23 protein-coding genes are annotated in these 26,368 nt (G+C 61.3%); 11 read left to right on the top strand and 12 right to left on the bottom strand.

The features are described 5' to 3' along the window. Positions 1-677: 677 nt before the first annotated feature. From pepN to AC3IX1_RS12655, 6 genes are read right to left on the bottom strand one after another with little or no spacing between them, the layout of a single operon-like run. The gene (pepN, locus tag AC3IX1_RS12680; RefSeq protein WP_489388443.1) at positions 678-3,335 is read right to left on the bottom strand and encodes an aminopeptidase N; all 2,658 of its coding nucleotides are present in this window, start codon (positions 3,333-3,335) and stop codon (positions 678-680) included. 10 nt (positions 3,336-3,345) lie between these two features. Beyond that, positions 3,346-4,176, bottom strand: coding sequence for a DUF2797 domain-containing protein (locus AC3IX1_RS12675; protein ID WP_489388442.1), 831 nt, complete (start codon positions 4,174-4,176; stop codon positions 3,346-3,348). Further along, on the bottom strand, positions 4,173-4,433 hold the full coding sequence (locus tag AC3IX1_RS12670; protein WP_056727623.1) for a YeaC family protein: 261 nt from the start codon (positions 4,431-4,433) through the stop codon (positions 4,173-4,175). Before AC3IX1_RS12670 ends, AC3IX1_RS12675 begins: the two co-directional genes overlap by 4 nt. Before the next feature lie 32 nt (positions 4,434-4,465). Next, complete coding sequence (locus AC3IX1_RS12665; RefSeq protein ID WP_489388441.1) at positions 4,466-5,335, bottom strand: rhomboid family intramembrane serine protease; 870 nt, start codon at positions 5,333-5,335, stop codon at positions 4,466-4,468. Further along, positions 5,332-6,303, bottom strand: a complete 972-nt coding sequence (locus AC3IX1_RS12660) for a metallophosphoesterase (protein ID WP_489388440.1) — start codon at positions 6,301-6,303, stop codon at positions 5,332-5,334. Before AC3IX1_RS12660 ends, AC3IX1_RS12665 begins: the two co-directional genes overlap by 4 nt. After that, entirely contained in the window at positions 6,303-7,193 is an 891-nt protein-coding gene (locus tag AC3IX1_RS12655) for an NAD(+) kinase (RefSeq protein ID WP_057398469.1), read from the bottom strand. The genes AC3IX1_RS12660 and AC3IX1_RS12655 overlap by 1 nt, the downstream gene beginning before the upstream one ends. 117 nt (positions 7,194-7,310) lie before the next feature. Between AC3IX1_RS12655 and AC3IX1_RS12650 the strand changes: the two genes are divergently transcribed. Continuing rightward, positions 7,311-8,261, top strand: coding sequence for a DUF1853 family protein (locus AC3IX1_RS12650; RefSeq protein WP_489388439.1), 951 nt, complete (start codon positions 7,311-7,313; stop codon positions 8,259-8,261). 72 nt (positions 8,262-8,333) lie between these two features. Here AC3IX1_RS12650 and AC3IX1_RS12645 read toward each other — a convergent pair whose 3' ends face one another. After that, a complete protein-coding gene (locus AC3IX1_RS12645) occupies positions 8,334-8,894 on the bottom strand; it encodes an NADPH-dependent FMN reductase (RefSeq protein ID WP_489388438.1) in 561 nt (186 codons plus the stop codon). 175 nt (positions 8,895-9,069) lie between these two features. Between AC3IX1_RS12645 and AC3IX1_RS12640 the strand changes: the two genes are divergently transcribed. Beyond that, a complete protein-coding gene (locus AC3IX1_RS12640) occupies positions 9,070-9,297 on the top strand; it encodes a hypothetical protein (RefSeq protein WP_008051885.1) in 228 nt (75 codons plus the stop codon). Between the two features lie 88 nt (positions 9,298-9,385). Beyond that, positions 9,386-10,279, top strand: coding sequence for a LysR substrate-binding domain-containing protein (locus AC3IX1_RS12635; protein WP_489388437.1), 894 nt, complete (start codon positions 9,386-9,388; stop codon positions 10,277-10,279). On the opposite strand, the gene AC3IX1_RS12630 is transcribed toward AC3IX1_RS12635, so the two are convergent. The 5 genes from AC3IX1_RS12630 to AC3IX1_RS12610 form a co-directional block, all read right to left on the bottom strand. Next, positions 10,245-10,859, bottom strand: coding sequence for a GNAT family N-acetyltransferase (locus AC3IX1_RS12630; RefSeq protein WP_489388436.1), 615 nt, complete (start codon positions 10,857-10,859; stop codon positions 10,245-10,247). The genes AC3IX1_RS12635 and AC3IX1_RS12630 overlap by 35 nt on opposite strands. Positions 10,860-10,873: 14 nt before the next feature. After that, positions 10,874-13,129: an Orn/Lys/Arg family decarboxylase gene (locus tag AC3IX1_RS12625; RefSeq protein WP_489388435.1), complete on the bottom strand. Its 2,256-nt coding sequence runs from the start codon at positions 13,127-13,129 to the stop codon at positions 10,874-10,876. Positions 13,130-13,418: 289 nt separating this feature from the next. Then, positions 13,419-14,177: a DNA polymerase III subunit epsilon gene (gene dnaQ / locus AC3IX1_RS12620; RefSeq protein WP_046037200.1), complete on the bottom strand. Its 759-nt coding sequence runs from the start codon at positions 14,175-14,177 to the stop codon at positions 13,419-13,421. A 72-nt stretch (positions 14,178-14,249) separates the two neighbouring features. After that, positions 14,250-14,702: a ribonuclease HI gene (gene rnhA / locus AC3IX1_RS12615; protein ID WP_007979123.1), complete on the bottom strand. Its 453-nt coding sequence runs from the start codon at positions 14,700-14,702 to the stop codon at positions 14,250-14,252. Positions 14,703-14,794: 92 nt separating this feature from the next. Further along, entirely contained in the window at positions 14,795-15,553 is a 759-nt protein-coding gene (locus AC3IX1_RS12610; protein WP_008051875.1) for a class I SAM-dependent methyltransferase, read from the bottom strand. A gap of 65 nt (positions 15,554-15,618) precedes the next feature. Between AC3IX1_RS12610 and gloB the strand changes: the two genes are divergently transcribed. The 8 genes from gloB (at position 15,619) to fabI (ending at position 26,264) form a co-directional block, all read left to right on the top strand. Next, positions 15,619-16,386: a hydroxyacylglutathione hydrolase gene (gene gloB, locus AC3IX1_RS12605; RefSeq protein WP_489388733.1), complete on the top strand. Its 768-nt coding sequence runs from the start codon at positions 15,619-15,621 to the stop codon at positions 16,384-16,386. A gap of 99 nt (positions 16,387-16,485) precedes the next feature. After that, positions 16,486-17,919 (top strand): transglycosylase SLT domain-containing protein, encoded by a 1,434-nt coding sequence (locus AC3IX1_RS12600; RefSeq protein WP_489388434.1) that lies wholly within the window; start codon positions 16,486-16,488, stop codon positions 17,917-17,919. A 152-nt stretch (positions 17,920-18,071) separates the two neighbouring features. Continuing rightward, a complete protein-coding gene (locus AC3IX1_RS12595; protein ID WP_489388433.1) occupies positions 18,072-19,901 on the top strand; it encodes an extracellular solute-binding protein in 1,830 nt (609 codons plus the stop codon). Continuing rightward, on the top strand, positions 19,898-21,739 hold the full coding sequence (locus AC3IX1_RS12590) for an extracellular solute-binding protein (protein WP_489388432.1): 1,842 nt from the start codon (positions 19,898-19,900) through the stop codon (positions 21,737-21,739). The genes AC3IX1_RS12595 and AC3IX1_RS12590 overlap by 4 nt, the downstream gene beginning before the upstream one ends. A 4-nt stretch (positions 21,740-21,743) precedes the next feature. Further along, the gene (locus AC3IX1_RS12585; protein ID WP_489388431.1) at positions 21,744-22,817 is read left to right on the top strand and encodes a microcin C ABC transporter permease YejB; all 1,074 of its coding nucleotides are present in this window, start codon (positions 21,744-21,746) and stop codon (positions 22,815-22,817) included. 1 nt (position 22,818) lies between these two features. Then, positions 22,819-23,838 carry an ABC transporter permease gene (locus AC3IX1_RS12580; RefSeq protein ID WP_489388430.1) on the top strand — a complete coding sequence of 340 codons (1,020 nt, stop codon included), beginning with the start codon at positions 22,819-22,821 and terminating at the stop codon, positions 23,836-23,838. 1 nt (position 23,839) lies between these two features. Further along, a complete protein-coding gene (locus AC3IX1_RS12575; RefSeq protein ID WP_489388429.1) occupies positions 23,840-25,450 on the top strand; it encodes an ABC transporter ATP-binding protein in 1,611 nt (536 codons plus the stop codon). Between the two features lie 19 nt (positions 25,451-25,469). After that, entirely contained in the window at positions 25,470-26,264 is a 795-nt protein-coding gene (gene fabI / locus AC3IX1_RS12570; protein ID WP_046037212.1) for an enoyl-ACP reductase FabI, read from the top strand. The last annotated feature ends 104 nt before the right edge of the window (positions 26,265-26,368 follow it).

The raw sequence follows: 26,368 nt of genomic DNA, 5'->3' as shown, positions 1-26,368 counted from the left end.
GTTGCCCACTGCGCAGAACCTGCGCTCGGCCTCACGAGGGGGCGTACACCGCAACAGCGCTCGAGGCGGCCTACCGGCCGGCCTGTTTGTTGGGTTCGTTCGTCTGTGATGACCTGGTCGGCTGTCAGGCCGTCATCGCGAGCAAGCTCGCTCCCACAGGGGACGTGGTTGTACACAGATTTTGCGCTCGACACCGCTCAAATGTGGGAGCGGGGACATCTGAAAGAAATTGGTCGGCCGTCAGGCCGCCATCGCTGGCAAGCCAGCTCCTACAGTTGATCGGCGTACACCCACGCTTTTCACCACTCATCAGGCCGAGCGTTAGCTCGCCTGCAGCTTTTGATCTTGATCCACCCGCCCCCTCGGCAGGCTGAGTGGAGGTGTTTATCCGGGGATTGGCGCGCAGCGCCGTTCGACGCAGTCGAACTCATTGCATGTAGGTCGAAGCGAAGCCGACCGGAGGGCAATGCCCCCGGATGAATACCGCAGCGAAGGAACGCCGAGCCTTAGCGAGGGGCCGTACGTAAGGGGCGAGACCTTTGGTTACTTTGGGGCGTTTGCCAAAGTGACCCGTTGTAAGAGCGGAACCATAAGTCGTCGTTACCGCAGGAATGGATATGTACTCAATCAACCCACAACCCTGGTCGGCCCGAAGGCCGCCAAGGTCAACAACAAACTCAGGCCAAACTCTTGCTGACCACTTCAAACACATCACTGGACAGTTGACCCGAAGCCCGAATCCGCTCCAGCTCCCCCTTCATCAAAGCCTGACGAGCACTGTCGTACTTGCGCCAGCGAGTCAAAGGCGCCAACTGCCGAGAAGCAATCTGCGGGTTAAAGCCATTCAACTCGATCACCAGATCCGCCAGGAAGCGATACCCTGAACCGTCGGCCGCATGGAAGTTGATCAGGTTCTGCCCGGCAAACGCACCGACCAGCGCCCGCACCTTGTTCGGGTTCTTGATGTTGAACGCCGGGTGCTGCATCAACGCCTTGGTCCGTGCCAGGCCGCCGGGCAACACGCTGCCGGCCTGGACGCTGAACCACTGGTCCATGACCAGCGGGTTGTCCTTGAAGTGCTCGGCGAAGCTGGCCAGCGCCTTGGCTTTCTCGGCTTCGAAGGGTGAATTGACCAACACGGCGAGTGCGGTCAGGCGCTCGGTCATGTTGTCGCACGCATCGAACTGCTCCAGGGTCGCCGCCACAACTTCCGGCTTGCCGCTGAGCATCAGGTACGACAGCGCGATGTTCTGCAAGGCACGACGGGCAAAGTGCTCGGCTTCGGCCACGTACGGCGTTTGCTTGGACAGTTCGCGATTGCCCTGATAACGCAGCCACAGACCTTCGAACAACGCATCGGCCAATTGCTTGCGAGCAAATTCACGGGCCGTGTGAATCGCTTCGACATCCGCCACTTCGCTGATCTCGGTCAGGTACGCCTCGCTTGGCAGCGACAGCATTTCGGCGACCATGGCCTGATCCAGCGACTCATCCGAGAGCACCGTGCGCAACGCAGACACCAGACGCTGATCGAGTACCAGCGCTTCGCCCTTCTGTTGCTGGCCGATCAACTCTTTCAGCACCTGCACCGACAATTGCTGGCCGGCATCCCAGCGGTTGAAGCCGTCGCTGTCGTGCTGCATCAGGAACATCAGCTGGTCGCGGTTGTACGGGAAGCTCAGTTTCACCGGCGCCGAGAAGCCGCGCAGCAACGATGGCAGCGGTTGTTCGGCGATGTCGACGAAGGTAAAAGTCTGCTCGGCTTCGGTCACCGAAATGACCCGCGAGGCGCCTTGCGCGGTGGCTTCACCGGACAGACGCAGGGCAATCGCTGCCCCTTTGGAATCCAGCAGCCCCAGTTCGACCGGGATCACGAACGGCAGTTTTTCAACCTTGTCCGGGGTTTCCGGGCAGCTCTGGCGGAAGGTCAGGCTGTAGGTTTTTGCCGCCGCGTCATAGGTCTCGCTCACCGCCAGACGCGGTGTACCGGCCTGGCTGTACCAGCGCTTGAACTGAGTCAGGTCGACACCGTTGGCATCTTCCATGGCCTTGATGAAGTCATCGCAGGTCACGGCCTGGCCGTCGTGGCGTTCGAAGTACAGGTCGCTGCCTTTGCGGAAGCCTTCGGCGCCGAGCAAGGTGTGGATCATGCCGACCACTTCCGAGCCCTTCTCGTACACGGTCAGGGTGTAGAAGTTGGAAATCTCGATGAAGCTGTCCGGGCGCACGGCGTGGGCCATGGGGCCGGCGTCTTCGGCGAACTGGTGGGTGCGCAGGTACGCCACGTCCTGGATGCGCTTGACCGTGGCCGAGTTCATGTCCGAGGAGAAACCGGCATCGCGGAACACGGTGAAGCCTTCCTTGAGCGACAGCTGGAACCAGTCGCGGCAAGTCACGCGGTTGCCCGACCAGTTGTGGAAGTATTCGTGGGCGACGATCGCCTCGACCCGCTGGTGTGCGGCATCGGTGGCGGTTTCGGCCTTGGCCAGCACGGCGCTGGAGTTGAAGATGTTGAGGCCCTTGTTTTCCATGGCGCCCATGTTGAAGTCGTTGACCGCGACGATCATGAAGATGTCCAGGTCGTACTCGCGACCGTAGACCTCTTCGTCCCAGCGCATGGATTTCTTCAGGCTGTTCATGGCGTGCTGGCACTTGTCGATGTTTTCCGGCTCGACGTAAATGCGCAGCGCCACGTTGCGCTCGCTCATGGTGGTGAAGCTGTCTTCGACACACCACAGGTCACCGGCCACCAGCGCAAACAGGTACGCCGGTTTCTTGAACGGGTCTTCCCAGGTCGCCCAGTGCCGGCCTTCTTCACCGGGACCGAAAGCGATCGGGTTGCCGTTGGACAGCAGCACCGGATAGCTGTGTTGTTCGGCGACGACCGTGGTGGTGAAGGTGCTCATCACGTCCGGGCGGTCGAGGTAATAGGTGATCTTGCGAAAGCCTTCGGCCTCGCACTGGGTGCAGAACATCGTGCCTGACTTGTACAGGCCTTCCAGCGCGGTATTGGTTTCCGGGTGGATCCGGACGCTGGTATCGACCGTGAAGGTGGTGCTGGTCGGGTGCAGGGTCAGGTGATTCTCGGTCAGCTGATACTGCGCCTCGGAAAGCTCCTGGTCGGCCAGAGTGACCGACAGCAGTTCCAGCTGCTGGCCGTCCAGCACCAGCGGCGGCAGGCCCGGGCCACGCTCGGGGTTGCGGCGCATCACCAGTTGCGCATGGACCAGGCTGTGGTCCTCGTACAACTCGAAGGTCAGGTGCGTTTCGTCGATCAGGTACTCGGGCGCCTGATAGTCCTTGAGGTAGATCATCTTCGGTTGTTCGGTGCGCATGCTGGAGTCCTTACTGATGCACGGCGAGCTGGTAAGCCGTGTATTTACGAATGTTGATCACGCCGGTGTCGAAGATCAGGTATTGGCCCTTGACCCCCATCAGCGTGCCTTCGGCAATCGGGTTCTTGTCCAGGTTGAAGCTGACGATCTTCGCCGGGTACTGCTCGACCGGGTAGCGGATTTCCAGCGGTTCGACATCGGTCACCGGCTGGATCGCCTGCAAGCCAAATCGCTGCTGCAACCCCGGCAAGCCTTCAGCGCAGCTGTCGAACAGTTGATCGCGGACCTCAACCAGGTTCACCGCCGCCGCATCGCCCTTGAGCAAAGCACGCCAGTTGGTCTTGTCGGCCACCTGGCTGCGGAACAGGTCCTCGACGAAACCGGACTGCTGGCGGGTCGATACGCGCATGATCGGCAAGGCCTGGCTCGCACCCTGGTCGAGCCAGCGGGTCGGCAGCTGGGTGGCGCGGGTTATCCCGACTTTCACCCCCGACGAATTGGCCAGGTACACCACGTGGTCGGTCATGCAGAACTTCTCGCCCCACTCCGGTTCCCGGCAAGTGCCGGCCTCGAAGTGGCAGCGCTCCGGGCTCATGATGCACACGTCGCACTGGGCCAGCTTGGTCATGCACGGGTAGCAGTAACCCTGGCTGAAACTGGTCTTGGTCTTGCGTCCGCAATGGGTGCAGTGGATCGCCCCCAGGTATTCCAGGCGCACCGTGGTACCGATCAACGGATTGACCGGAACTTCGGTTTCGCCCAGACGGAAAGCGTATTGCACGTTCAGCCCGTCCAGGCGCGCCGACATTTTGCTGATTGCACCGCGGCCAATCTCGATCAATGGATGGCATCCGATTTGAACAGGATATTGGGCACTTGAATCGACTTGGAGCTGCATTCCTGCGGGCCCATGTAGCCGGTGCGCTGGTCCTCGGGCAGGTTCTGGATCTCCCAGGCGATCATCGCCTGCAGCGACAGCTCGCGTTGTTCGGCGGTGAGCTTGCCACCGTCGGACCACTTGCCGATTTCCACGGCCAGTTTCAGGCTCTCGTAGATATCGGGGGTGATGTTGTTGATCATTTCGTTAAAAGAGGACATTGGGTCTCCGTCTCTTTATTGCATGTTCTGAATTAGGCGGCCAGTTTACGGCGGTTATACAAACCGCCCAACAAACCGGTGAAGCATCCGATGAGTAACCCGCTGACGTGGGCCGCGTTGGCGATTTCGCCGAAGCCGATCATCGACACCAGCCCGGACAGACACAGCAGCAACCACACCAGCATCATCACCAGCACGCCGCGCGGCAGGCGATAGGCCGGGTTCGGCGCCAGCAGCTGGAAGATCCAGCAATGCCCGAGCAGGCCGTACAGTACGCCGGACAAACCGCCGAACAGGGTCGGACCGCTGAAGAAATACTGGGCGAAGTTGGACACCAGGCTGAACAGCAAGGTCAGGCCGATCAGGTTGATACTGCCCTGGCGCGACTCGATGCGCCGCCCCAGCTCCCAGTACCACATGCCGTTCATCGCCAGGTGCAGGATGCCGAAGTGGATCAGCATCGGCGTGACCAGGCGCCACCACTGCCCTGCCGCCAGGCTGTCGGCCAGTGGCGTGAAGTGGATGTACTCGCCGACCACGCGGAATTCGAGGAAGGTCAGCCAGCGCATCGTTTCAAGGTTGTCGCCCAGCATGGTCACCGCGCCGACGATCATGCTCAGCAGCAGTACCAGCGCGGTGGCCCTGGCGTACTTCAACTGCTCGACGAACCCCGGATGCTTGATGGTCTGCGCCAGCGGAATGTCCAGTTGCTGATCGGGATCGCCCGCCGGAAAACGTTCGTACAGCGCGCGCACGTCTTCACTGATGTTGTCGGGAACCCACAGCACCTGTTCACCAGCTTCCTCGCTGACCCGATGGGGCACTTGCATGCGCTTGAGCAACGTGACGAACCCGCTCAAGTCCACCGCCAATGGCAGACGCAATATCGCTACAGCACTCATTGCAGCACCTCCGGCCGCTCGACATCGACCCAGACGAATTTTTGCGGATCCAGGCGGGTTTCCTGATCCAGTCGGTAGGCAACCAGTTTGCCGTACAGCACCGCGCTGTAATCCAGACAGGCCAGGTTCGACCGGATCGGCGCCGGCTTGCCGCTGCGCCAGTAATGGCCGACGAACAACAGCGGCTCATCGATGCCGTAGCGCAGCAAACTGTTCTTTTCGGTGGACGTCAGCGGCGTCCGGGCCACGGGTTCGGGCAGTGCATCCGGCTGGAACACGATATCGCCGTAGGTTTTCGGATCGTCTTCCCAGAACTTGGTCCGGAAGAACGAACGCACCAGGCCGTCACCGCTGGTCATGGTCAGGCCATGGGGCAAGCGCATGTCCGTGCCGCGCAGCAGCCGGTCGAATACGGTGCAGGCAAAGGAGCCCGACTCCGCCGACGCCTGGACAAAATGCTCGTCAACGCAGCCGTTGGGGAACAACGCCCGCAGCGGCTCGATCAGCCCGGCGTCCCAGCAGGCGTGGACCACGCGAAAACGCCCGGCATCGACGAACAATGGCAACTGGTAGAACCATTGCTGGAAGTCGTGCCAGTCACCCGGATGGTGTTCGAACTGGGTCAGGGTTTCGTGCAGCAGGCGGGCATGGCGCGGCGTGTGCTCGCGCACGAACTGCTTGCCGCTGCCCGGCAGTGCCGGCGTGCTCCAGCCCAGCGCATTGAACTCATGGTTGCCCATGATGCACAGCGCCTGACCGGCCTCGACCATGTCGTGGACGATGTGCAGTGCCTCGCGAATCCGCGGGCCGCGGTCGATGATATCGCCGACGAACACCGCCATGCGCGAGGCATGCCGCCAGACGCCACCCTGCTTGTGATAACCGAGTCGGTCGAGCAAGTGCTCCAGGGTCAGGGCGCAACCGTGCACGTCACCGATCAGGTCGTAGCTACGCGCGGGATCGAGCATCAGTCGCCTCCACCCCCCAACTTGCTGCCCCAGCCGAGCTTGGTCCGGCAGACTTCATAGTAGTTGTGGTCAAGCGGATGGATCAGCCGCAGTTTCTGGGCTTTCTTGCTGACGGTAATGGTGTCGCCCGGCGCGCAGGTAAAGTGGTTCTGCCCGTCGCACGAAACTTGCGGGTAAATCTGCATATCCTTGGACACGACGATTTTCAGCTCACTGTTGCCATCGACCACGATGGGTCTACCTGACAAGGTATGGGGGTACATCGGCACAATCACAATAGCGTCGAGCTTGGGATGCATGATCGGCCCGCCGGCGGACAACGCGTAGGCGGTGGAACCGGTCGGCGTGGCGACGATCAGGCCGTCGGCCTTCTGGCTGCAGACGAACTGGCCGTCGATGTACAGCTCGAACTCGATCATTCGCGTGGATTTGCCGGGGTGCAGCACCACGTCGTTCAGTGCATCGCCCTGGCCGATGGCCTCGCCGTGGCGACGGACTTCGGCCTGCAACAGGAAGCGGTTTTCCACCAGGTAGTGGCCGTCCAGCACTTCGGCGACCTTGGTTTCCAGCTCATCGGGACGGATGTCGGTGAGGAAACCCAGGCTACCCCGGTTGATGCCGAGCACCGGAATATTGTGCCTGGCCAGTGCCCGGGCGGCGCCGAGCAGGCTGCCGTCACCACCGACCACAATGACCATGTCGCAGACTTCGCCGAGCATCTTGCGCGACGAGGTTTGCAAGCCGTGCCCTGGCAGCACTTCGGCGATGGTGTCTTCGAGGATCACGTGCAGGTGACGATCGAGCAGAAACCGTTTCAGTCGGCGGACGGTATCCAGCACCTGGGAACTGCCCAGGCGACCGATGATGCCGATATTGCGAAATTGCTCCATGGGGCTCCTGCGGGGATCTGCGTGGCGGTGAAAACCACGATTATGGGCGAAAGCCGCCCGTAGACAAAATCCTTTCAGCTTCAAGGGTGTGCCCGGGTTTCGGGCTATGCTCGCAAGATGATGCTATTTCCCGATTTGCTCCACCTGCCCCATCAGTTACGCCATCCCGAAGTGCGTGACCTGGCGTGGGTCATCCTCGCGCCGCCCATGCTGGAGGATACCCCGTGGCCGCAGCGTCACCCGCTGGCCGGCAGCGACTGGGTGCAGGCACCGGATCGGCTGGAACATTGGCTGCGGCAGCTGGACCGGGACAGTTATGGCCTGCTGCACTGGCTGGCCCAGGCCCGGACCCGGCGCCTGGGTTTGTACTACGAACGCCTCTGGCAATTCGCCGTGCAACATGCGCCGGGCATTGAACTGATTGCCGCCAACATGCCGATTCGCCGCGAGGGGCACACCCTGGGTGAACTGGACATGCTGCTGCGCGACCGCGACGGCGTGCATCACCTGGAGCTGGCGATCAAGCTCTACCTCGGCCCGCAATCCGGCGACGGGCACGACACCGCCCAGTGGCTGGGCCCGGGCTGCCACGACCGGCTCGACCGCAAACTGGCGCACCTGAGCCAGCATCAATTGCCGATTTCCGCTCGCGCCGAGAGCCGTGAAGTGCTGGCAGCGCTGGATATCCAGGCCTTCAGCGCCCATTTATGGCTGGGAGGTTACTTGCTGTATCCGTGGCCCGGGCAGGCTGCCCCGCCGTCCGGTGCCCATCCGCAGCACTTGCGCGGTCGCTGGTTGCATCAAAAGGATTGGCCGGCGTTGCTGGCCCAGAGCCCGCCCGGTCGCTGGCAACCCCTGCCCCGCCACGCCTGGCTGGCGCCGGCGCACTATTCGGCCGAGCACACCTGGAACCCCGGACAGATGCAGGCGTGGCTGGATGAACTGGACCCGTTGGCGCCGGCACAACTGCTGGTGCGCCTGACGGAGAATGCCAGCGGCGACTGGGAAGAAGCCGAGCGATTGTTTCTGGTGGCGGACCTTTGGCCGAATGTGCCGGGACAGGGTTGAGTCCTGTATTGCCTGAGCCGGCCCCTTCGTCGGAACGCCGCCCGGACCAAGCCCGCTCCCACACAATGAACATCAATCTTTCTTGTGCTGCTCGACCCATTGCCCATAGGCATTGATGAATTTTTGCAGGAACGGCTTGACCGACTCGGACAGCTTGCCCGCCTCGTCGAATGCCGAACCGGCGTTCCCCAGATAGGCCTCCGGCTGCTGCATCATCGGCACATTCAGAAACACCATGGATTGACGCAAGTTGTGATTGGCACCAAACCCGCCGACGGCCCCCGGCGAAACACTGATAACGGCCCCCGGTTTACCGTTCCATGCACTTTTGCCATACGGACGCGAGCCCACGTCAATCGCATTCTTCAGCGGCGCCGGCACCGATCGGTTGTATTCCGGGGTCACGAACAACACCGCGTCGGATGAGCTCACCTGTTGTCGGAAAGTGCTGTAGGCTGCCGGCGGTGAAGCGCCATCGATGTCTTCGTTATAGAGCGGCAGATCGCCAATTTCGATGATGTTGAGCTTGAGATTGGCCGGTGCCAGTTCCACCAGGGCCCGTGCGACCTTGCGGTTGATCGATTCCTTTCTCAAGCTGCCGACCACGACGGCGATCGTATAGACGTTGCTCATTAGAGTTTCTCGACTGTCCGATAGGAAGAGCTTGTAGTTATAGATGACGATTCAAGCAGCGGGCGACCGAAAACAGCGTCCCTGACTATTTTTTTCCTGTAGGAAAACTTACCTCGCCCAAGCACGGTCTACAGTGCCGCAAATTGAGTGATTTATCTCCAGAGGTTCTAAGCAGATGGCAGCAGTACTCGTCGGTCAGTTCCATGCAAGAGATGCGGAAGGCCGTATTTATTCGGTACACGAGTTCCAGGACTCCACCCCGGCGGTAGACGGTTCAGGCCCTGTCACCACCTACAAGCTGGCCATTGGCGACCGTGTCAACAAGGTCGACGACAATGAATTCATGCTGGTGCAAACCGGTGTGACCATTACCCGCGAACCGCAAACCGCCAGCGTTTCATAACCCGTCGTTATGAGCAGAAGTCATATGCGCGGACTTGGGGTAGGATTCAGCCACTGACTCCTCCACCTGCTGAACATGGACTTCACGCATGCGCTTACGCCATATCGAAGTGATCCAGGCGCTCTTGCAGACCGGTCACCTGGGCACCGCCGCCGAATGGCTGCAGTTGCCGGTGGCCGAAGTCGAACGCTTGCTGCGCGACGCCGAGGATCAGTTGGGTTTCATGCTGTTCGCCAGCGTACGCGGGCGATTGCAGGCCACCCGCGAAGCGCGGGAATTGCAGGTGGAAATTGCCCGGGTCTACGATGCGCTTGAACCGGTGCAGCGCCTGGCCAACAGCCTGAGGCAATACCTGGCGCCGCCGCTGCGCATCATCTGCACCCCGCCCCTGGCCAACCAATTATTGCCACACAGCATCGCCGCCCTGCGCCGACGCCTGCCCGACGCGCCTTGCACACTGCTGAGCCAGCCGACCCGCGACATCGTCAGAAGCCTGCTGCTGCGTGAAAGCGATCTGGGCCTGAGCCTGCATGACCCCGATCACGCCGACCTCGATTGCCAGGTGATTGCCCAAGGCAAACTCCAGTTGCTCGCCCCCCATGGCTGGCTGCAACCGAAACAGAAATACATTTCACTGCTGGATCTGGCCGGCCAATCGATGATCGGCCTGGACGGGCACGATCCGTTGAGCCCGGCGCTGGAAAACAAACTGCACGGCTTGCGCCCTGCCCCGGTGATTCAGACCCGGGTCCAGACGCATCAGATGATGCGCAGCATGGTCGAGGTCGGCGAAGGCCTGGCCATCGTCGACCCCTTCACCGCCCTCGGCGCCAAAGCCTCGGGGCTGGACGCCTGCCCGCTGGCACCCGCGGTCCCGATCAGTCTCTACGCCCTGACTCTGAAAAACGCCGAGCCGTCTCCGGCGGTTCAGGCACTGTTGGCCATCGTCACGGAACAAGCCGCGGCGATGCTGACGAACTGAACGGGTTTTCCAGCGGGTTTTCGAACAGTCGATACCAGAACAGCGCCACTTCGGCGGTGTTCGGATCGATGCCTCGATAGCGCAGGTGGTCGATCCCGCCAAGCACGTAACCGCTGCGTTCATAGAGCCTGCAGGCCCCCAGGTTGTTGTTCTGGGTTTCGAGCATGATGCCCGGGAGCTTTTTCTTGCGGCTCCAGAAATGCGCCACATCCAGCAGGGCCTTGGCCACGCCATGCCGCCGGGCCGGTGCATGCACCGCCAGTTCGTCGATATGGGTAAAGCCGTTCCAGTTGGTGCTGACCACCAGGTGCCCCACGGGCTGGTCATCCAGATACGCCATGAAAATCGCGCTGTCGGCGCCATCGCGATAGCTGCTGAATTCCTCAGGGTCGATGCCGTAGCACTTGCGATAAGGCGTGATCGGGGTGACCGGCCACTGTGCCACCGACGCTCCTATTTGTGCCGCACCGTAGGCCGCGACTTCAAAACTGAAATCACTGCCCCAGATATAGGCGGCAAAACCCTCGTCGGCAATCCGTACCGACAACCCTGGATAATTCGGATTTATAACCGGCTGCATACTGGGAAAGGTCCTCATTCCTTGATGCAATCGACGGTGTAGCACCGTCCACTGCCCTGATCTTCATGTTGCAATCCGTGCACATCAGCAACGAACCCCGGAAAACTGCTATCGAACGTGCGGGCAAATGCCAGGTAATCGATGATCGAGCGGGTTGATTCGGTAAAGCGCTCACCCGGCATGATCAGCGGAATGCCGGGCGGATACGGCACCAGCATCACCGCCGCGATCCGCCCGTCCAGTGCATCGATCGACACGGCTTCGACTTCACCCCGCACCAATTGATCATAGGCGTCCGCCGGCTTCATCGCGACTTCCGGCAGTACGGTGTACATGCGCTTGAGGTGCCTGGCGGTGGCGTTGCTGCGATAACAGGCATGCAACTGATCGCACAAATCCCGCAGGCCCATGCCCTGATAGCGCGCGACATTCTCTTGCGCCACGCAAGGCAGGCAACTGGCCAGACTGACGTTGGCGTCGTAGCTGCGCTTGAACTCCAGCAGTTCGGTGAGCAGCGTGCTCCACTTGCCCTTGGTGATGCCCATGGAGAACAACACCAGAAACGAATACAGCCCGGTCTTCTCGACCACCAGGCCGCGCTCCCAAAGGAACTTGCTGACCACCGCCGCCGGAATCCCGCGCTCGCTGAGGGCGCCACCGGCGGTCAATCCCGGCATCACCAGCGTGACCTTGATCGGATCGAGCAACACATAATCGTTGGTCACACCGCCAAAGCCGTGCCAGTCGGCATCAGGCTGCAGCAACCAGTCCTCGGTGATGACTCGCTCGATGCCTTCTGCCGACGGCGGCTGCCAGATCGAAAACCACCAGTCATCGGCGGCAATGTGTTGGCGCAAATTGGCCAGCGCCCGGCGAAAACTCAGGGCTTCGTCGAACATTTCCTGCAACAGCGAACGCCCGGCCGGCCCTTCCATCATCGCCGAAGCCACATCCAGCGAGGCGATGATGCCGTACTGCGGCGAGGTCGAGATGTGCATCATGAACGCTTCGTTGAAGCGATCCCGGTCCAGTTGCCGCGCACCGCCATCGCGCACGTGAATCATCGATGCCTGACTGAATGCCGCCAACAACTTGTGGGTCGAATGGGTGGTGAACACCATCGGGCTGTCTTCATCACGGGAGGTGCCCATGCCGTAGCGCCCGGCAAAGAACTCATGAAACGCCGCATAGGCGTACCAGGCCTCGTCGAAGTGCAACACCTCAACGCTATTGCCCAGTTGCTGCCTGATCAGCTCGGCGTTGTAGCAGAGGCCGTCATAGGTCGAATTGGTCACTACGGCGAGCTTGACCTTCGGTGAACGCCCCTTGGTCAGCGGACTGGCGTCGATCTTGGCCTGGATCGATTCGCGGCTGAACTCACTCAGGGGAATCGGGCCGATGATCCCCAGTTCATTACGCTCCGGACACAGGTACAACGGGATCGCACCGGTCATGATGATCGAGTGCAGCACCGACTTGTGGCAATTGCGATCCACCAGCACCAGGTCATCGCGGGCGACCACCGAGTGCCAGACAATCTTGTTGGCCGTGGAGGTGCCATTGATCACGAAAAAGGTGTGATCGGCGCCGAAATTGCGTGCCGCACGAGCCTCGGCTTCAGCCAGGGGGCCGGTGTGATCGAGCAAGGAGCCGAGCTCGGGCACCGACACCGAAAGATCCGAGCGCAGGGTATTTTCCCCGAAAAACTGGTGAAACGCCTGCCCGACCGGACTTTTGTGATACGCCACGCCACCGCCGTGACCGGGGGTGTGCCACGAATAATTGGAATCCGCCGTGTGTTGTACCAACGCCTTGAAAAACGGCGGCAGCAGGCCATCGAGGTATTTGCGCGCGGCACGGGCCACCTGCCGGGCGAGAAAGGGCACGGTGTCCTCAAACAGGTAAAGAATGCCGCGCAACTGATTGAGCTCGGCCATGGCGTCGGCGGGTGCGTTTTCCAGGGTCACTTTTTCGCCCAAGGCGAAGATCGGCAGATTCGGTGCACGCACCCGCGCCAGACCGATCAGTTCTGCCATGTTTTGTAACAAATGGGAGTGGGTACTGGCGTCCTCGGAGGCAATCAACATGCAGGACAGGCCATGGTAAGTCGACGCCACCAGACGTCCTTCGGTGTAGTCCACCGCCGAAACGACGCTGAACCCTTCCTGTTCCAGCTCCCGGGCAATCCCCCGCACACGGTCGCCGGCGACGCTGTCGGCCTTGATGTCGCGATGGACAATCAGGACCGGGAATTTCAAGTCTTTATACATGAGGCTCAGTGTCCTGAGGCGGCAGACCAGAGCCTGCCAATCACCTCAGGGTAGAGTGTTGCAGCGGATGTGGCGAGCGGGATGCCCTGAAATGGGTCACAAGGCGTAATGCCAGTCAGTTAAGAGTTTGAACACCCTCCCCTGTGGGAGCGAGCCTGCTCGCGATAGCGGCGGGTCAGCCAACATTGATGCTGAATGTACCGTCGTCATCGCGAGCAGGCTCGCTCCCACATGGATTGCGCTTAACTGACTGGCATTAGTCACAAGGCGTCCCTTTTTTTTGAAAGGGTCAAGCCTGCGCTTCAGCCTCAGCCAACTGCACCCACAACGCCGGAGCACCAGCGGATTTGCCGATGATTTCCAGGCGTGCCGCGTGGCGGGCCAGGTCGTCTTCGCTAGCACGGATGATGCGCGTCGGCTGGCGGTCCGCCGGCAAACGGCGAATCTCGGTGGCGGAGTTGTCCGCCCCTTCCCCCGAACCATTGCCATCGGAAGCGTTGCCGGCCAGGGACAGACTGGTCTGCCCCCCGGTCATGGTCAGGTAGACGTCGGCGAGAATCTCGGAGTCGAGCAAAGCGCCGTGCAGCTCACGGCCGGAGTTGTCGACGCCATAGCGTTTGCACAGGGCGTCGAGGCTGTTGCGCTGCCCCGGGTGACGTTCCCGGGCCATCATCAGGGTGTCGAGGATCGAGCAGTGCTGCGTGATGTCCGCGCGGTCCTGCTGGCCCATCAGGGCGAATTCGTTGTTGATGAAGCCAACGTCGAACGCCGCGTTATGGATGATCAGCTGCGCGCCCTTGATGAACTCGAAGAACTCTTCGGCCACCTCGGCAAAACGCGGCTTGCCCACAAGGAATTCGTTGGTGATGCCGTGGACGCCGATGGCGCCCTCGTCACTTTCGCGATCGGGTTGCAGGTACACGTGAAAGTGCCGGCCCGTCAGGCGTCGGCCGATCAACTCGACACAACCGATTTCGATAATCCGGTGGCCGTCGGTCACCGGCATGCCGGTGGTTTCGGTGTCGAGTACAACGGATCTGGTGGCCATCGGTGCTCAGCTCTCAATCGGTCAATCGTGCAAAAGCGCGAATCTTAACATGCTCACCGTACGGGAGGTTGATCAGCCCTGCTTGTACCCACGCACTTCATCGACGCCACGGTTGGCCAACTGGTCGGCGCGTTCGTTGCCGTGATGGCCAATGTGTCCGCGCACCCATTTCCAGGTGACCTTGTGGCGGTTGACCTGCTCGTCGAGCAACTTCCACAGGTCAGCGTTTTTCACCGGTTCCTTCGCCGCGGTTTTCCAGCCGCGCTTCTTCCAGTTGTCCATCCACTCGTTGATGCCTTTCATCACATACTGGGAGTCGGTCACCAACAGCACCTCGCAGGGACGCTTGAGCTCTTCCAGGCCACGGATCGCGCCCATCAGTTCCATGCGGTTGTTGGTGGTGTTGGCTTCGCCGCCCCAGAGTTCCTTTTCGACGCCCTTGCACACCAGCAGTGCGCCCCAGCCGCCAGGGCCGGGGTTGCCTTTGCAGGCGCCGTCGGTGAACAGTTCTACGCTATCGCTCATGCCAATCTATCCAGAAAATGCGCTGGCCCGCCGATCGCTGACCGACGACGCCCGAAGCCGGGACAAGCCCGGCCGCAAATGAAAAGTGTGTATTACGGTTCGATGTTGCGCCGGTTGACCTTGGCCATCGGCAACGGGATCAGCTTGCCCATCGGTTCGCGCCGCTCCTGACGGACCGGTCGCAGGCCCACCACGATCTTGCGCGCCACCAATAAGTAGAAGCCGCCGCCCGACAATTGCCAGTCACCGGCCTTGCGCTCCCAACCGGCCAGGCGGGTCTGCCACGCCGGCGACGCAAGCGGCGGACGATAGCACCCGAAGCGGCGTTTCTCCAGCGCGAAGCCCAGCAGGTTCAGCCAGTCGGCGACCCGTGACGGCGAAATGCAGCGCGCCTTGCGCAGCGCATCCTGGGCAAACACATGCCGCAGGCCCCAACTGCTCCAGGGGTTGATGCCAATGATCAGCAAATGCCCGCCGGGGCGTACGCTACTTGCCGCCTCGCGTAGCAAACCGTGGGGCGACAGGCAGAAATCCAGGCCATGCTGCAGCACCACCACATCGGCGGCATGCTCGCTCAGCGGCCAGGCCTGTTCCTCACAAACGATCTCGACCCCCGGCAACGGCGCGCCAAGGCGCACATTGCGCTGCACCTGTGGGGCCGGCGGCGGTGTCTGGGCCGAGGGACCGTAATGCACCAGATAGCCACCGAAGAACCGCCCGAGCTCGTCTTCGAGCATGCGCCGCTCTTCGTCCAGCAGAAATTGCCCGAGGGGACCGGCCAGCCACTCGCGGGCGGCGCTGATCAACGCCAGCCAGTCAGGATCGGCTTGTGCGAACGCTTTATCAGTCATTGCATTCTCCAACGCGCCAGGAAGTTCTAAGATGCGCCAATGTTTTCCGCTTGGCGAATCCGACGATGATACAGATCACTGCCCTGCCCGCCTTCACCGACAACTACATCTGGTTGTTACAAGACCACGGCAGCAAGCGCTGCGCGGTCGTCGACCCGGGTGATGCAGCCCCCGTGCAAGCCTGGCTCGCGGCCAATCCGGGCTGGGTACTGAGTGATATTTTGATCACTCATCACCATCATGACCACGTCGGCGGTGTCGAACAGCTGAAAAAAGCGACGGACGCGAAAGTCTATGGCCCGGCCAGCGAAACGATCCCGGCGCGGGACGTTGCGCTCAAGGACAACGACAAGGTCAGCGTACTCGGCTGGGACTTCGATGTCCTTGCGGTCCCGGGTCACACCCTGGGGCACATCGCCTATTACCATCACGGCTTGCTGTTCTGCGGCGACACATTGTTTGCCGCCGGCTGCGGACGCCTGTTCGAAGGCACGCCACAGCAAATGTACAGCTCGCTGACACGCCTCGCCGGGTTGCCGGAAGACACGCTGGTGTACTGCACCCACGAGTACACCCTCAGCAACCTGAAGTTTGCCGCGGCGGTCGAACCGAACAATCCGCACACCGCCGAACGCCTGGCCAAAGTCACCCGCCAACGAGAATCCGGGATCATGACGCTGCCCTCGACACTGGCGCTGGAAAAGCTCACAAACCCGTTTTTGCGCTCCGATGAAACATCCGTTAAAGAAAAAGCGGACGAACGGACCGGCACCGATAACTCGGCGCCCGATATGGTTTTTGCTGCGCTTCGAGCGTGGAAAGACAGGTTCTAAAGGGGCTTCTCAAGATTGCAACAATTCTGAAAGGTTGACCGCGCAGGGTGCGCTTTCTAGAATCGCCCGACATTTTTGCCCGGAACTTACTTCCAGCCAATGTCGTCACCTATTCGCAAAGCCATCAGTTCAGACGCATTGACCCGCTTGGCTCAAGCCATCGCGGTGGCTGTGTCCGCCACCCTGGCGGGCTGTTCCAGCCATGCGCCGCAGACCGATGCGGCGCACACGCAGAACATCGCCGCGCGCGCCAAGCAGAAGCCGATCTGGCTCAGCGAAAAACCCAGCCCGCAAATTCCCCAGGACGTCTGGGAGCGCATGCGCCAGGGCTTCCAGCTGCAGGACGGGCTGGGCGTCAACCCGCGCATCGAGCAACAGCGCCTGTGGTTCGCCAGCAATCCATCTTTCCTCGAAAACGCCGGCGAACGTGGCAGCCTCTACATTCACTACATCGTAGAACGCCTTGAAGAACGCAACATGCCGCTGGAACTGGCCCTGCTGCCAGTGATTGAAAGTGCCTACAACCCGATGGCCTATTCCCGGGCCAACGCGGTGGGTCTCTGGCAGTTCATCCCGTCCACCGGGCGTTACTTCAACCTGCGTCAAACCCGTTTCTATGATGGCCGTCGCGATATCACCGCGTCGACCACCGCCGCGCTGGATTACCTGACCCGCCTGCACGACATGTTCAACGGCGACTGGATGCTGGCCCTGGCGGCCTACAACGCCGGCGAAGGCACCGTCAGCCGGGCCATCGAACGCAACGAGCGCCTCGGCCTGCCAACCGACTACTGGAACCTGCCGCTGCCCTCCGAAACCCAGGCTTACGTGCCGAAGTTACTGGCACTGTCGCAGGTGGTGATGGCGCCGGAAGCCTACGGCGTGAACCTCAACCCGATCGCCAACGAACCCTACTTCCAGGCCGTCGAAATCAACCAGCGCATGGACCTGTCCAAGGTTGCTGAAGTCGCCAACATCGACGAAGACGAACTGTTCCAGCTCAACCCGGCCTTCAAGCAGCGCACCACCACCCTTGATGGCCCGCAACATCTGCTGGTGCCGACCTCCAAGGCACAACTGCTGACCAGCAGCCTGCAGACCATGCGCCCTGAGGAGTTGATCAGCAAGAAATCGCTCAAGCCGGTCTTCGAAGGTGCCGACGACACCCAGGTTGCCAGCGTCAAGCGTTCCTACCGGGTCAAGCGGGGTGACAACCTCGGCTCCATCGCCAAGGCCAACAACGTCGACGTGAAGGATCTGCAACGCTGGAACAAACTGACCGGCAAGAACCTCAAGCCCGGCCAGACCCTGGTCATGCAGGACAACAGCAAACGCAGCTCCGGGCGCGTCAACACCGTGATTGCAGCCAATACCAAGAAGCAGCAAACCAAGTACAAGGTCCAGCAAGGCGACTCGCTGTACATCGTGGCCAAGCGCTTCAATGTAGAGATGCAGCACCTCAAGCGCTGGAACCCGCGTGTCGGTCAGGCGCTCAAGCCTGGCCAGATGTTGACGGTAGCCAATCCGCACTAAAAAACAGCCCCTGAATCCTGGGGCTTTTTTATGCCTGCGCAGTTTTTGTGGCCCGGCCGATATTACGCATTTACCCCCCGTCTTTTTCCTGTCCATACAAGCTGTTACTGTACGGTCCACAAAGCCCAAGCCGCCCGGACCGGATCCCCTATTTGAAGCGTCCCCTCCTCTTCCTGATCAGCCTGGCCTTGAGCTCCACCGCAAGCGCGACGATCAGCGAAAGCCATGGTTATGCGCAGTTCGGCACGCTCAAGTACCCGGCCCGATTTACCCACTTCGACTGGGTCAACCCGCAAGCGCCCAAGGGCGGTACGTTGCGGGTCATGGCGTTTGGCACCTTCGATACGCTCAACCCCTACACCTTCAAGGGCACCAGCCCGGTCACCACACCGAACTTCCTGCAATACGGCATCAACGAGCTCAACGAGCCGCTGATGGTCGGTACCGGGCAGTACGCGCCTTCGGGTGACGAGTCCGCGTCCAGCTATGGCCTGATCGCCCAGTCGGTGGAATACAGCGAGAACCGCAGCTGGGTGGTGTTCAACCTGCGTCCCGAAGCACGCTTCCATGACGGCACGCCGATCACCGCCTACGACGTCGCGTTCTCCTATCGCGTGTTGCTCAAGGAAGGCCATCCGCTGTACCGCACCAGCCTTCAGGAAGTGTCGCGGGTCGACATCCTCAACCCGCAGCGCATCCGCTTCGTGTTCAAGCGTGCCGGCAATCCGCTGCTGATCCTGCGCCTGGGTGAAATGCCGGTGCTGGCGCAGCACTACTGGAAAGGTCGCGACTTCAAGGCCACCACTTTCGAGCCGCCGCTGGGCAGCGGGCCATATCGCATCACCTCGGTCACGCCAGGACGACAGATCGCCCTCGAACGGGTCAAGGATTACTGGGGCAAGGACCTGCCGGTCAATCGCGGCAAGTACAACTTCGACCGCATGGAAGTCGAGTTCTACCGCGACAGCGACGTGGCGTTCGAGGCGTTCAAGGCCGGTGAATTCGACATCTACATCGAGCATCAGGCGAAGAACTGGGACACCGGCTACAACTTCCCCGCCATGCGCCGCGGTGAGGTGATCAAGGCGCAGATCCCCCACCAGATCCCGACCCAGACCCAGGGCCTGTTCATGAACAGCCGCCGTCCGGCTTTCTCGGATGCCAAGGTTCGTGAAGCATTGGGGCTGATGTTCAACTTCGAGTGGACCAACCGCACGCTGTTCGGCGGCGCCTACCAACGCGCCATGAGTTACTACCCCAACAGCGAGTTCTCGGCCAGCGGTTTGCCGGGTGGGCATGAATGGCTGTTGCTCAAGCCCTATCGCGAGCAACTGCCGACCAGGCTCTTTACCGAGCCGTTCAGCCTGCCGCAGACCGACGGCCGCGGCATCCCCCGGGAAACCTTGCGCAAAGCCCTCGGCCTGCTCGCCGAAGCCGGCTGGAAGCTCAATGGCCAGCGCCTGCAAAACGCTGCCGGGCAGCCGTTGCGCCTGGAACTGCTGCTGGTCAACCCGAACCTTGAACGCATCCTCCAGCCTTACGTCGAGAACCTCGCCAGCATCGGCATCGACGCTCGGCTGCGCACGGTCGATCGCGCGCAATACAAGCAGCGCCTCGACCAGTTCGATTTCGACATGATCCTGATGACCCTCAACCAGACCCTCAGCCCGGGCCTGGAACAATGGCAGTACTTTCACTCCAGCCAGGCCGGGGTCAAGGGCAGCAAGAACTTCGCCGGCATAACCAACCCGGTGGTCGACCATTTGCTCGAGCAGTTGCTGGCCGCCCAGACCCGCGATGAACAAGTCGCCGCCGGCAAGGCCCTTGACCGCGTGCTGCTGTGGCAGCACTACATCGTGCCCAACTGGTACCTCAATTATCACCGTCTGGCGTACCGCAACCGGCTCGCCTTCGTCACCACGCCGCCCTACACCCTGGGCCTGAACGCGTGGTGGCTGAAATCTTCGGAGAAAGATCAATGAAACCCATCCGTGCCCTGCTCCTGCAGGCCAGCGGTCTGCTGTTCGCCGGGCTGGCCTGCGCCGCCCCGCAACATGCCGTGACCCTGTACAACGAACCGCCGAAATACCCGGCCGATTTCAAACACTTCGACTACGTGAATCCGGACGCACCCAAGGGCGGGACTTTCCGTCAGGCCGGTTTCGGCGGCTTCGACAGCCTCAACCCCTTCATCAGCAAAGGCGTGCCGGCGGACGATATCGGCAACATCTACGACACCCTGGCCAAGCAAGGCCTGGACGAGCCGTTCACCGAGTACGGCTTGATCGCCCGGCTGATCGAGAAAGCCCCGGACAATGCCTGGGTGCGTTTCTACCTGCGCCCCGAAGCACGCTTCCATGACGGCCATCCGGTACGCGCCGAGGACGTGGTGTTCAGCTTCCAGATGCTGACCAAGGACGGCGCACCGATGTACCGCGGCTACTACAACGACGTGGCCGAAGTGGTCGCCGAAGATCCGCTCACCGTATTGTTCAAGTTCAAGCACACCAACAACCGCGAACTGCCGCTGATCCTCGGCCAGTTGCCAGTTCTGCCCAAGCATTGGTGGGCCGACCGCGACTTCAACAAGGGCAACCTGGAAATCCCGTTGGGCAGTGGCCCATACAAGGTCAGCGAAGTGAAGGCCGGACGCTCGGTGCGTTACGAGCGGGTCAAGGATTACTGGGGCAAGGACCTGCCGGTCAATCGTGGTTTCTACAACTTCGACGTGATGACCACCGATTACTACCGCGACAACACCGTGGCCCTGGAAGCGCTCAAGGCCGGGCAGTTCGACTACTGGCTGGAAATGACCGCGAAGAACTGGGCCAACGCCTACAACGTTCCGGCGGTCACCGAAGGTCGACTGGTCAAGGAACAGATTCCCAACGGCAATCCCACCGGCATGCAAGGCTTCGTGTTCAATATGCGCCGCCCGGTGTTCCAGGATGTGCGCGTGCGCCAAGCCTTGTCGCTGTTGCTGGACTTCGAATGGACCAACAAGCAACTGTTCAACGGTGCCTACGCGCGTACCCGCAGTTATTTCGAAAACTCGGAAATGGCCGCCACCGGCCTGCCTAACGCCGATCAGGTGGCGATCCTCGAACCGTTCCGCGCCAAGCTGCCACCGCAGGTGTTCAACGAAGCCTTCCAGAACCCGACCACCGACGGCAGCGGCATGATCCGCGCCCAGCAACGGCAAGCCTATCAACTGCTGCAGGAGGCCGGCTGGCGCATCGTCGATGACAAGATGGTCGACGCCACCGGCAAGCCGGTGGTCATCGAGTTCCTGTTGGCCCAGACCGAATTCGAACGGGTGCTGCTGCCGTTCAAGCGCAACCTGAGTGACCTGGGCATCGACCTGGTGATTCGCCGGGTCGACGTCTCGCAATACATCAACCGCGTGCGCTCCCGGGACTTCGACATGATCGTCGGCAGCTTCCCGCAGTCCAACTCGCCGGGTAACGAACAACGGGAATTCTGGATGTCGGACGCCGCCGACAAGCCCGGCAGCCGCAACTCCATGGGCCTGAAGGATCCGGTGGTCGATCAACTGGTCGAGCAACTGATCAACGCCGATTCGCGCAACAGCCTGGTGGCCCACGCCCGTGCGCTGGACCGGGTGCTGCAATGGGGCTATTACGTAATACCCAACTGGCACATCAAGACCTGGCGCGTGGCGTACTGGAACCACATCGGCCATCCAAAGGTCTCGCCTAAATACGACATCGGCACGGCCACCTGGTGGGTCAAGCCCGATATCAAGCCGGCAATAGAAGTCGAAACCACACTGCAGGCCGATCCTGCGGGCACGGAGTAATCAGATGCTGGCGTACATTTTTCGGCGACTGTTGCTGATCATTCCGACCCTGTTCGGCATCCTGCTGATCAACTTCGTGATCATCCAGGCCGCCCCAGGCGGTCCGGTGGAACAGATGATCGCCAAGCTCGAAGGCTTCGAAGGCGCCACCAGCCGCATTGCCGGCGGCGGCGCCGAAGTCTCGGTGGCAGGCTCCGCCTATCGCGGCGCCCAGGGCCTGGACCCGGCGCTGGTCAAGGAAATCGAGCACATGTACGGCTTCGACAAATCGGCGCCGGAACGCTTGTGGATCATGGTCAAGAACTATGCGTCCCTGGATTTCGGCGACAGCTTCTTCCGCGACGCCAAGGTCATCGACCTGATCAAGGAAAAGATGCCAGTCTCGATCTCCCTCGGGCTGTGGAGCACGCTGATCATGTACCTGGTGTCGATCCCGCTGGGGATCGCCAAGGCCAAGCGGCACGGCAGCCACTTCGACGTCTGGACCAGTTCGGCGATCATCGTCGGCTACGCGATCCCGGCGTTCCTGTTCGCCATCCTGTTGATCGTGGTGTTCGCCGGCGGCAGTTACCTGGACTGGTTCCCCTTGCGCGGGTTGACCTCGAACAACTTCGATGAACTGAGCATGGGCGGCAAGATCCTCGACTACTTCTGGCACCTGGCGCTGCCGGTGACCGCACTGGTGATCGGCAACTTCGCGACCATGACCCTGCTGACCAAAAACAGCTTCCTCGACGAGATCAACAAACAGTACGTGATCACCGCCAAGGCCAAGGGCCTGACCAACCACCGCGTGCTGTACGGCCATGTGTTCCGCAACGCCATGTTGCTGGTGATCGCCGGTTTCCCCTCGGCCCTCATCGGCATCTTCTTCACCGGCTCGTTGCTGGTGGAGGTGATCTTCTCCCTCGACGGCCTCGGCCTGATGAGTTTCGAAGCGGCGATCAACCGCGACTACCCGGTGGTCTTCGGCACGTTGTTCATCTTCACCCTGCTCGGACTGGTGGTGAAACTGATCGGCGACCTGACCTACACCTTTGTCGATCCGCGCATCGACTTCGAAAGCCGGGAGCATTGAGATGAACCTGTCCCCTCTCAATCGCCGCCGCTTCGAACTGTTCAAGGCCAACAGGCGTGGCTGGTGGTCGCTGTGGCTGTTCCTGATCCTGTTCGGCGCCAGCCTGGGCGCCGAGTTGATCGCCAACGACAAGCCGCTGATGGTGCACTACGACAACAACTGGTACTTCCCGGCGCTCAAGCGCTACCCGGAGACCACCTTCGGCGGCGAATTTCCCCTGGAGGCGAACTACAAGAGCCCGTACATCCGCGAACTGCTCAAGGCCAAGGACGCCTGGGTGCTGTGGGCGCCGATTCCCTACAGCTACCAGAGCATCAACTACGACCTGAAAGTCCCGGCCCCGGCCCCGCCCTCGGCGGACAACCTGCTGGGCACCGACGATCAGGGCCGCGACGTGTTGGCCCGAGTGATCTACGGTTTCCGCATTTCAGTGCTGTTCGCCCTGACCCTGACCGTGCTCAGCTCGATCATCGGCGTGATCGCCGGGGCCTTGCAGGGCTTCTACGGCGGCTGGGTGGACCTGGCCGGGCAGCGCTTCCTGGAAATCTGGTCCGGGCTGCCGGTGCTGTACCTGCTGATCATCCTTGCCAGTTTCGTGCAGCCCAACTTCTGGTGGTTGCTGGGGATCATGCTGCTGTTCTCGTGGATGAGCCTGGTGGACGTGGTGCGCGCCGAATTCCTGCGCGGGCGCAACCTGGAATACGTGCGCGCCGCCCGCGCCCTGGGCATGCAGAACGGCGCAATCATGTTCCGCCACATTTTGCCCAACGCGATGGTCTCGACCATGACCTTCATGCCGTTCATCCTCACCGGCGCCATCGGTACACTGACCGCCCTGGACTTCCTCGGCTTCGGTTTGCCGGCGGGCAGCCCGTCTTTGGGTGAACTGGTGGCCCAGGGCAAATCCAACCTGCAGGCGCCGTGGCTGGGCATCAGCGCCTTTGCCGTGCTGGCCTTGATGTTGAGTCTGCTGGTGTTCATCGGCGAGTCCGCTCGCGATGCCTTCGACCCGAGGAAGTGAAATGAATCAGCACAATCTGATCGAAGTGCGCGACCTGTCCGTCGATTTTGTCGTCGGCAATCGCTGTCAGCGGGCGGTCGAAGGCGTCAGCTTCGACATCAAGCGCGGTGAAACCCTGGCGTTGGTCGGCGAGAGCGGTTCCGGCAAATCGGTCACCGCACATTCGATCCTGCGCCTGCTGCCCTACCCGCTCGCCCGGCATCCGTCCGGCACCATCGTATATTCCGGGCAGAACCTGCTGGACCTGAAAGAAAAAACCATCCGCCACATTCGCGGCAACCGCATTGCGATGATCTTCCAGGAGCCGATGACCTCGCTCAATCCCCTGCACTCGATCGAAAAGCAGATCAACGAGGTGCTGGGCATCCACAAGGGGCTGACCGGCAAGGTCGCGACCAAACGCACCCTGGAGCTGCTGGAGATGGTCGGCATCCCCGAGCCGCACAAGCGCCTCAAGGCCCTGCCCCACGAATTGTCCGGCGGCCAGCGCCAGCGGGTGATGATCGCCATGGCCCTGGCCAACGAGCCGGAACTGCTGATCGCCGACGAACCGACCACCGCGCTGGACGTGACCGTCCAGCTGAAAATCCTCGAATTGCTCAAGGAACTTCAGGCTCGTTTGGGCATGGCGCTGCTGCTGATCAGCCATGATTTGAACCTTGTGCGAAGAATTGCGCATCGCGTATGTGTCATGCAGCAAGGTTGCATCGTCGAACAGGCATCGTGCGAAGAATTGTTCCGCGCGCCGCAGCATCCGTACACTCGGGAACTGCTGGCAGCGGAGCCCGGCGGCAAGCCTGCAAGCAACGTGATCGGCCCGCCTCTGCTGGCGGTCGAGGACCTGAAAGTCTGGTTTCCGATCAAGAAAGGCCTGCTCAAGCGCACGGTGGATTACATCAAGGCGGTCGACGGCATCAATTTCAGCCTGCCCCAGGGCCAGACCCTGGGGATCGTGGGAGAAAGCGGTTCCGGTAAATCGACGCTCGGCCTGGCGATTTTGCGGCTGATCGCCAGCAAAGGCGCCATTCGCTTTGAGGGCCAGCAGCTAGACTGCCTGACGCAGCAACAGGTACGGCCGCTGCGGCGGGAGATGCAGGTGGTGTTTCAGGACCCGTTCGGCAGCCTGAGCCCGCGGATGTGCGTGAGCCAGATCGTTGGCGAAGGCCTGCGGATCCACAAGATGGGCACCGAGGCGCAACAGGAACAAGCGATCATTGCGGCACTCAAGGAGGTAGGTCTGGATCCGGAAACCCGGCACCGCTACCCCCACGAATTTTCCGGCGGGCAACGGCAGAGAATCGCCATTGCCCGGGCATTGGTGTTAAAACCGGCGTTGATTTTGCTGGACGAGCCGACTTCGGCCCTCGACCGCACGGTACAACGCCAGGTAGTGGAGCTTTTACGTTCACTGCAAACCAAGTACAACCTGACGTATCTGTTTATCAGCCATGACCTGGCTGTGGTGAAAGCGCTGAGCCACCAGTTGATGGTGGTCAAGCATGGCCAAGTGGTCGAACAGGGAGACGCGCAAAGCATTTTTGCCGCCCCCCAACATCCGTATACACAGCAGTTGCTGGAAGCCGCTTTTTTGGCTCCGGCCACTGCGCAATAACCTGAAAGAGGAGCAACACATGGGTTTTCTCGCCGGTAAGCGCGTACTGATCGTCGGTGTCGCCAGCAAGCTGTCCATCGCATCCGGCATCGCTGCCGCCATGCATCGCGAGGGCGCTGAGCTTGCCTTCACTTATCAGAACGACAAACTCAAGGGTCGTGTCGAAGAGTTCGCACAAGGCTGGGGTTCGAGCCCTGAGCTGTGCTTCCCGTGCGACGTGGCCAGCGATGAAGAAATCGCCAAGGTCTTCGAAGCGCTGAGCAAGAAGTGGGACGGCCTGGACTGCATCGTGCACTCCGTCGGCTTCGCCCCGGGCGACCAACTGGACGGCGACTTCACCGAAGCCACCACCCGTGAAGGTTTCCGTATCTCCCACGACATCAGCGCCTACAGCTTCGTGGCCCTGGCCAAGGCCGGCCGCGAAATGATGAAAGGCCGCAACGGCAGCCTGCTGACCCTGTCGTACCTGGGCGCCGAGCGCACCATGCCGAACTACAACGTGATGGGCATGGCCAAGGCTTCCCTGGAAGCCGGCGTACGTTACCTGGCCGGCTCCCTGGGCCCGGACGGTACTCGCGTCAACTGCGTATCGGCCGGCCCGATCCGCACCCTCGCTGCTTCCGGCATCAAGAACTTCCGCAAGATGCTGGCCGCCAACGAAGCGCAAACTCCGCTGCGTCGCAACGTCACCATCGACGAAGTCGGCAACGCCGGCGCCTTCCTGTGCTCGGACCTGGCGTCCGGCATCAGCGGTGAAATCATGTACGTGGACGGTGGCTTCAACACCACGGCCATGGGCAGCATCGAAGAGTAATCTTCGGTCAGCCAAAAAAACCCGCCTTTTTTGGCGGGTTTTTTATGCCTGTGAATTCCCCGGCCGATGCCGTCCTCCTGTAGGAGCGAGCTTGCTCGCGAAAA

This window comes from Pseudomonas sp. KH_046_2, from assembly GCF_057838985.1.
The sequence above is the reverse complement of the archived record's forward strand: the minus strand, read 5'-3'. Positions and strand labels throughout refer to the sequence as shown.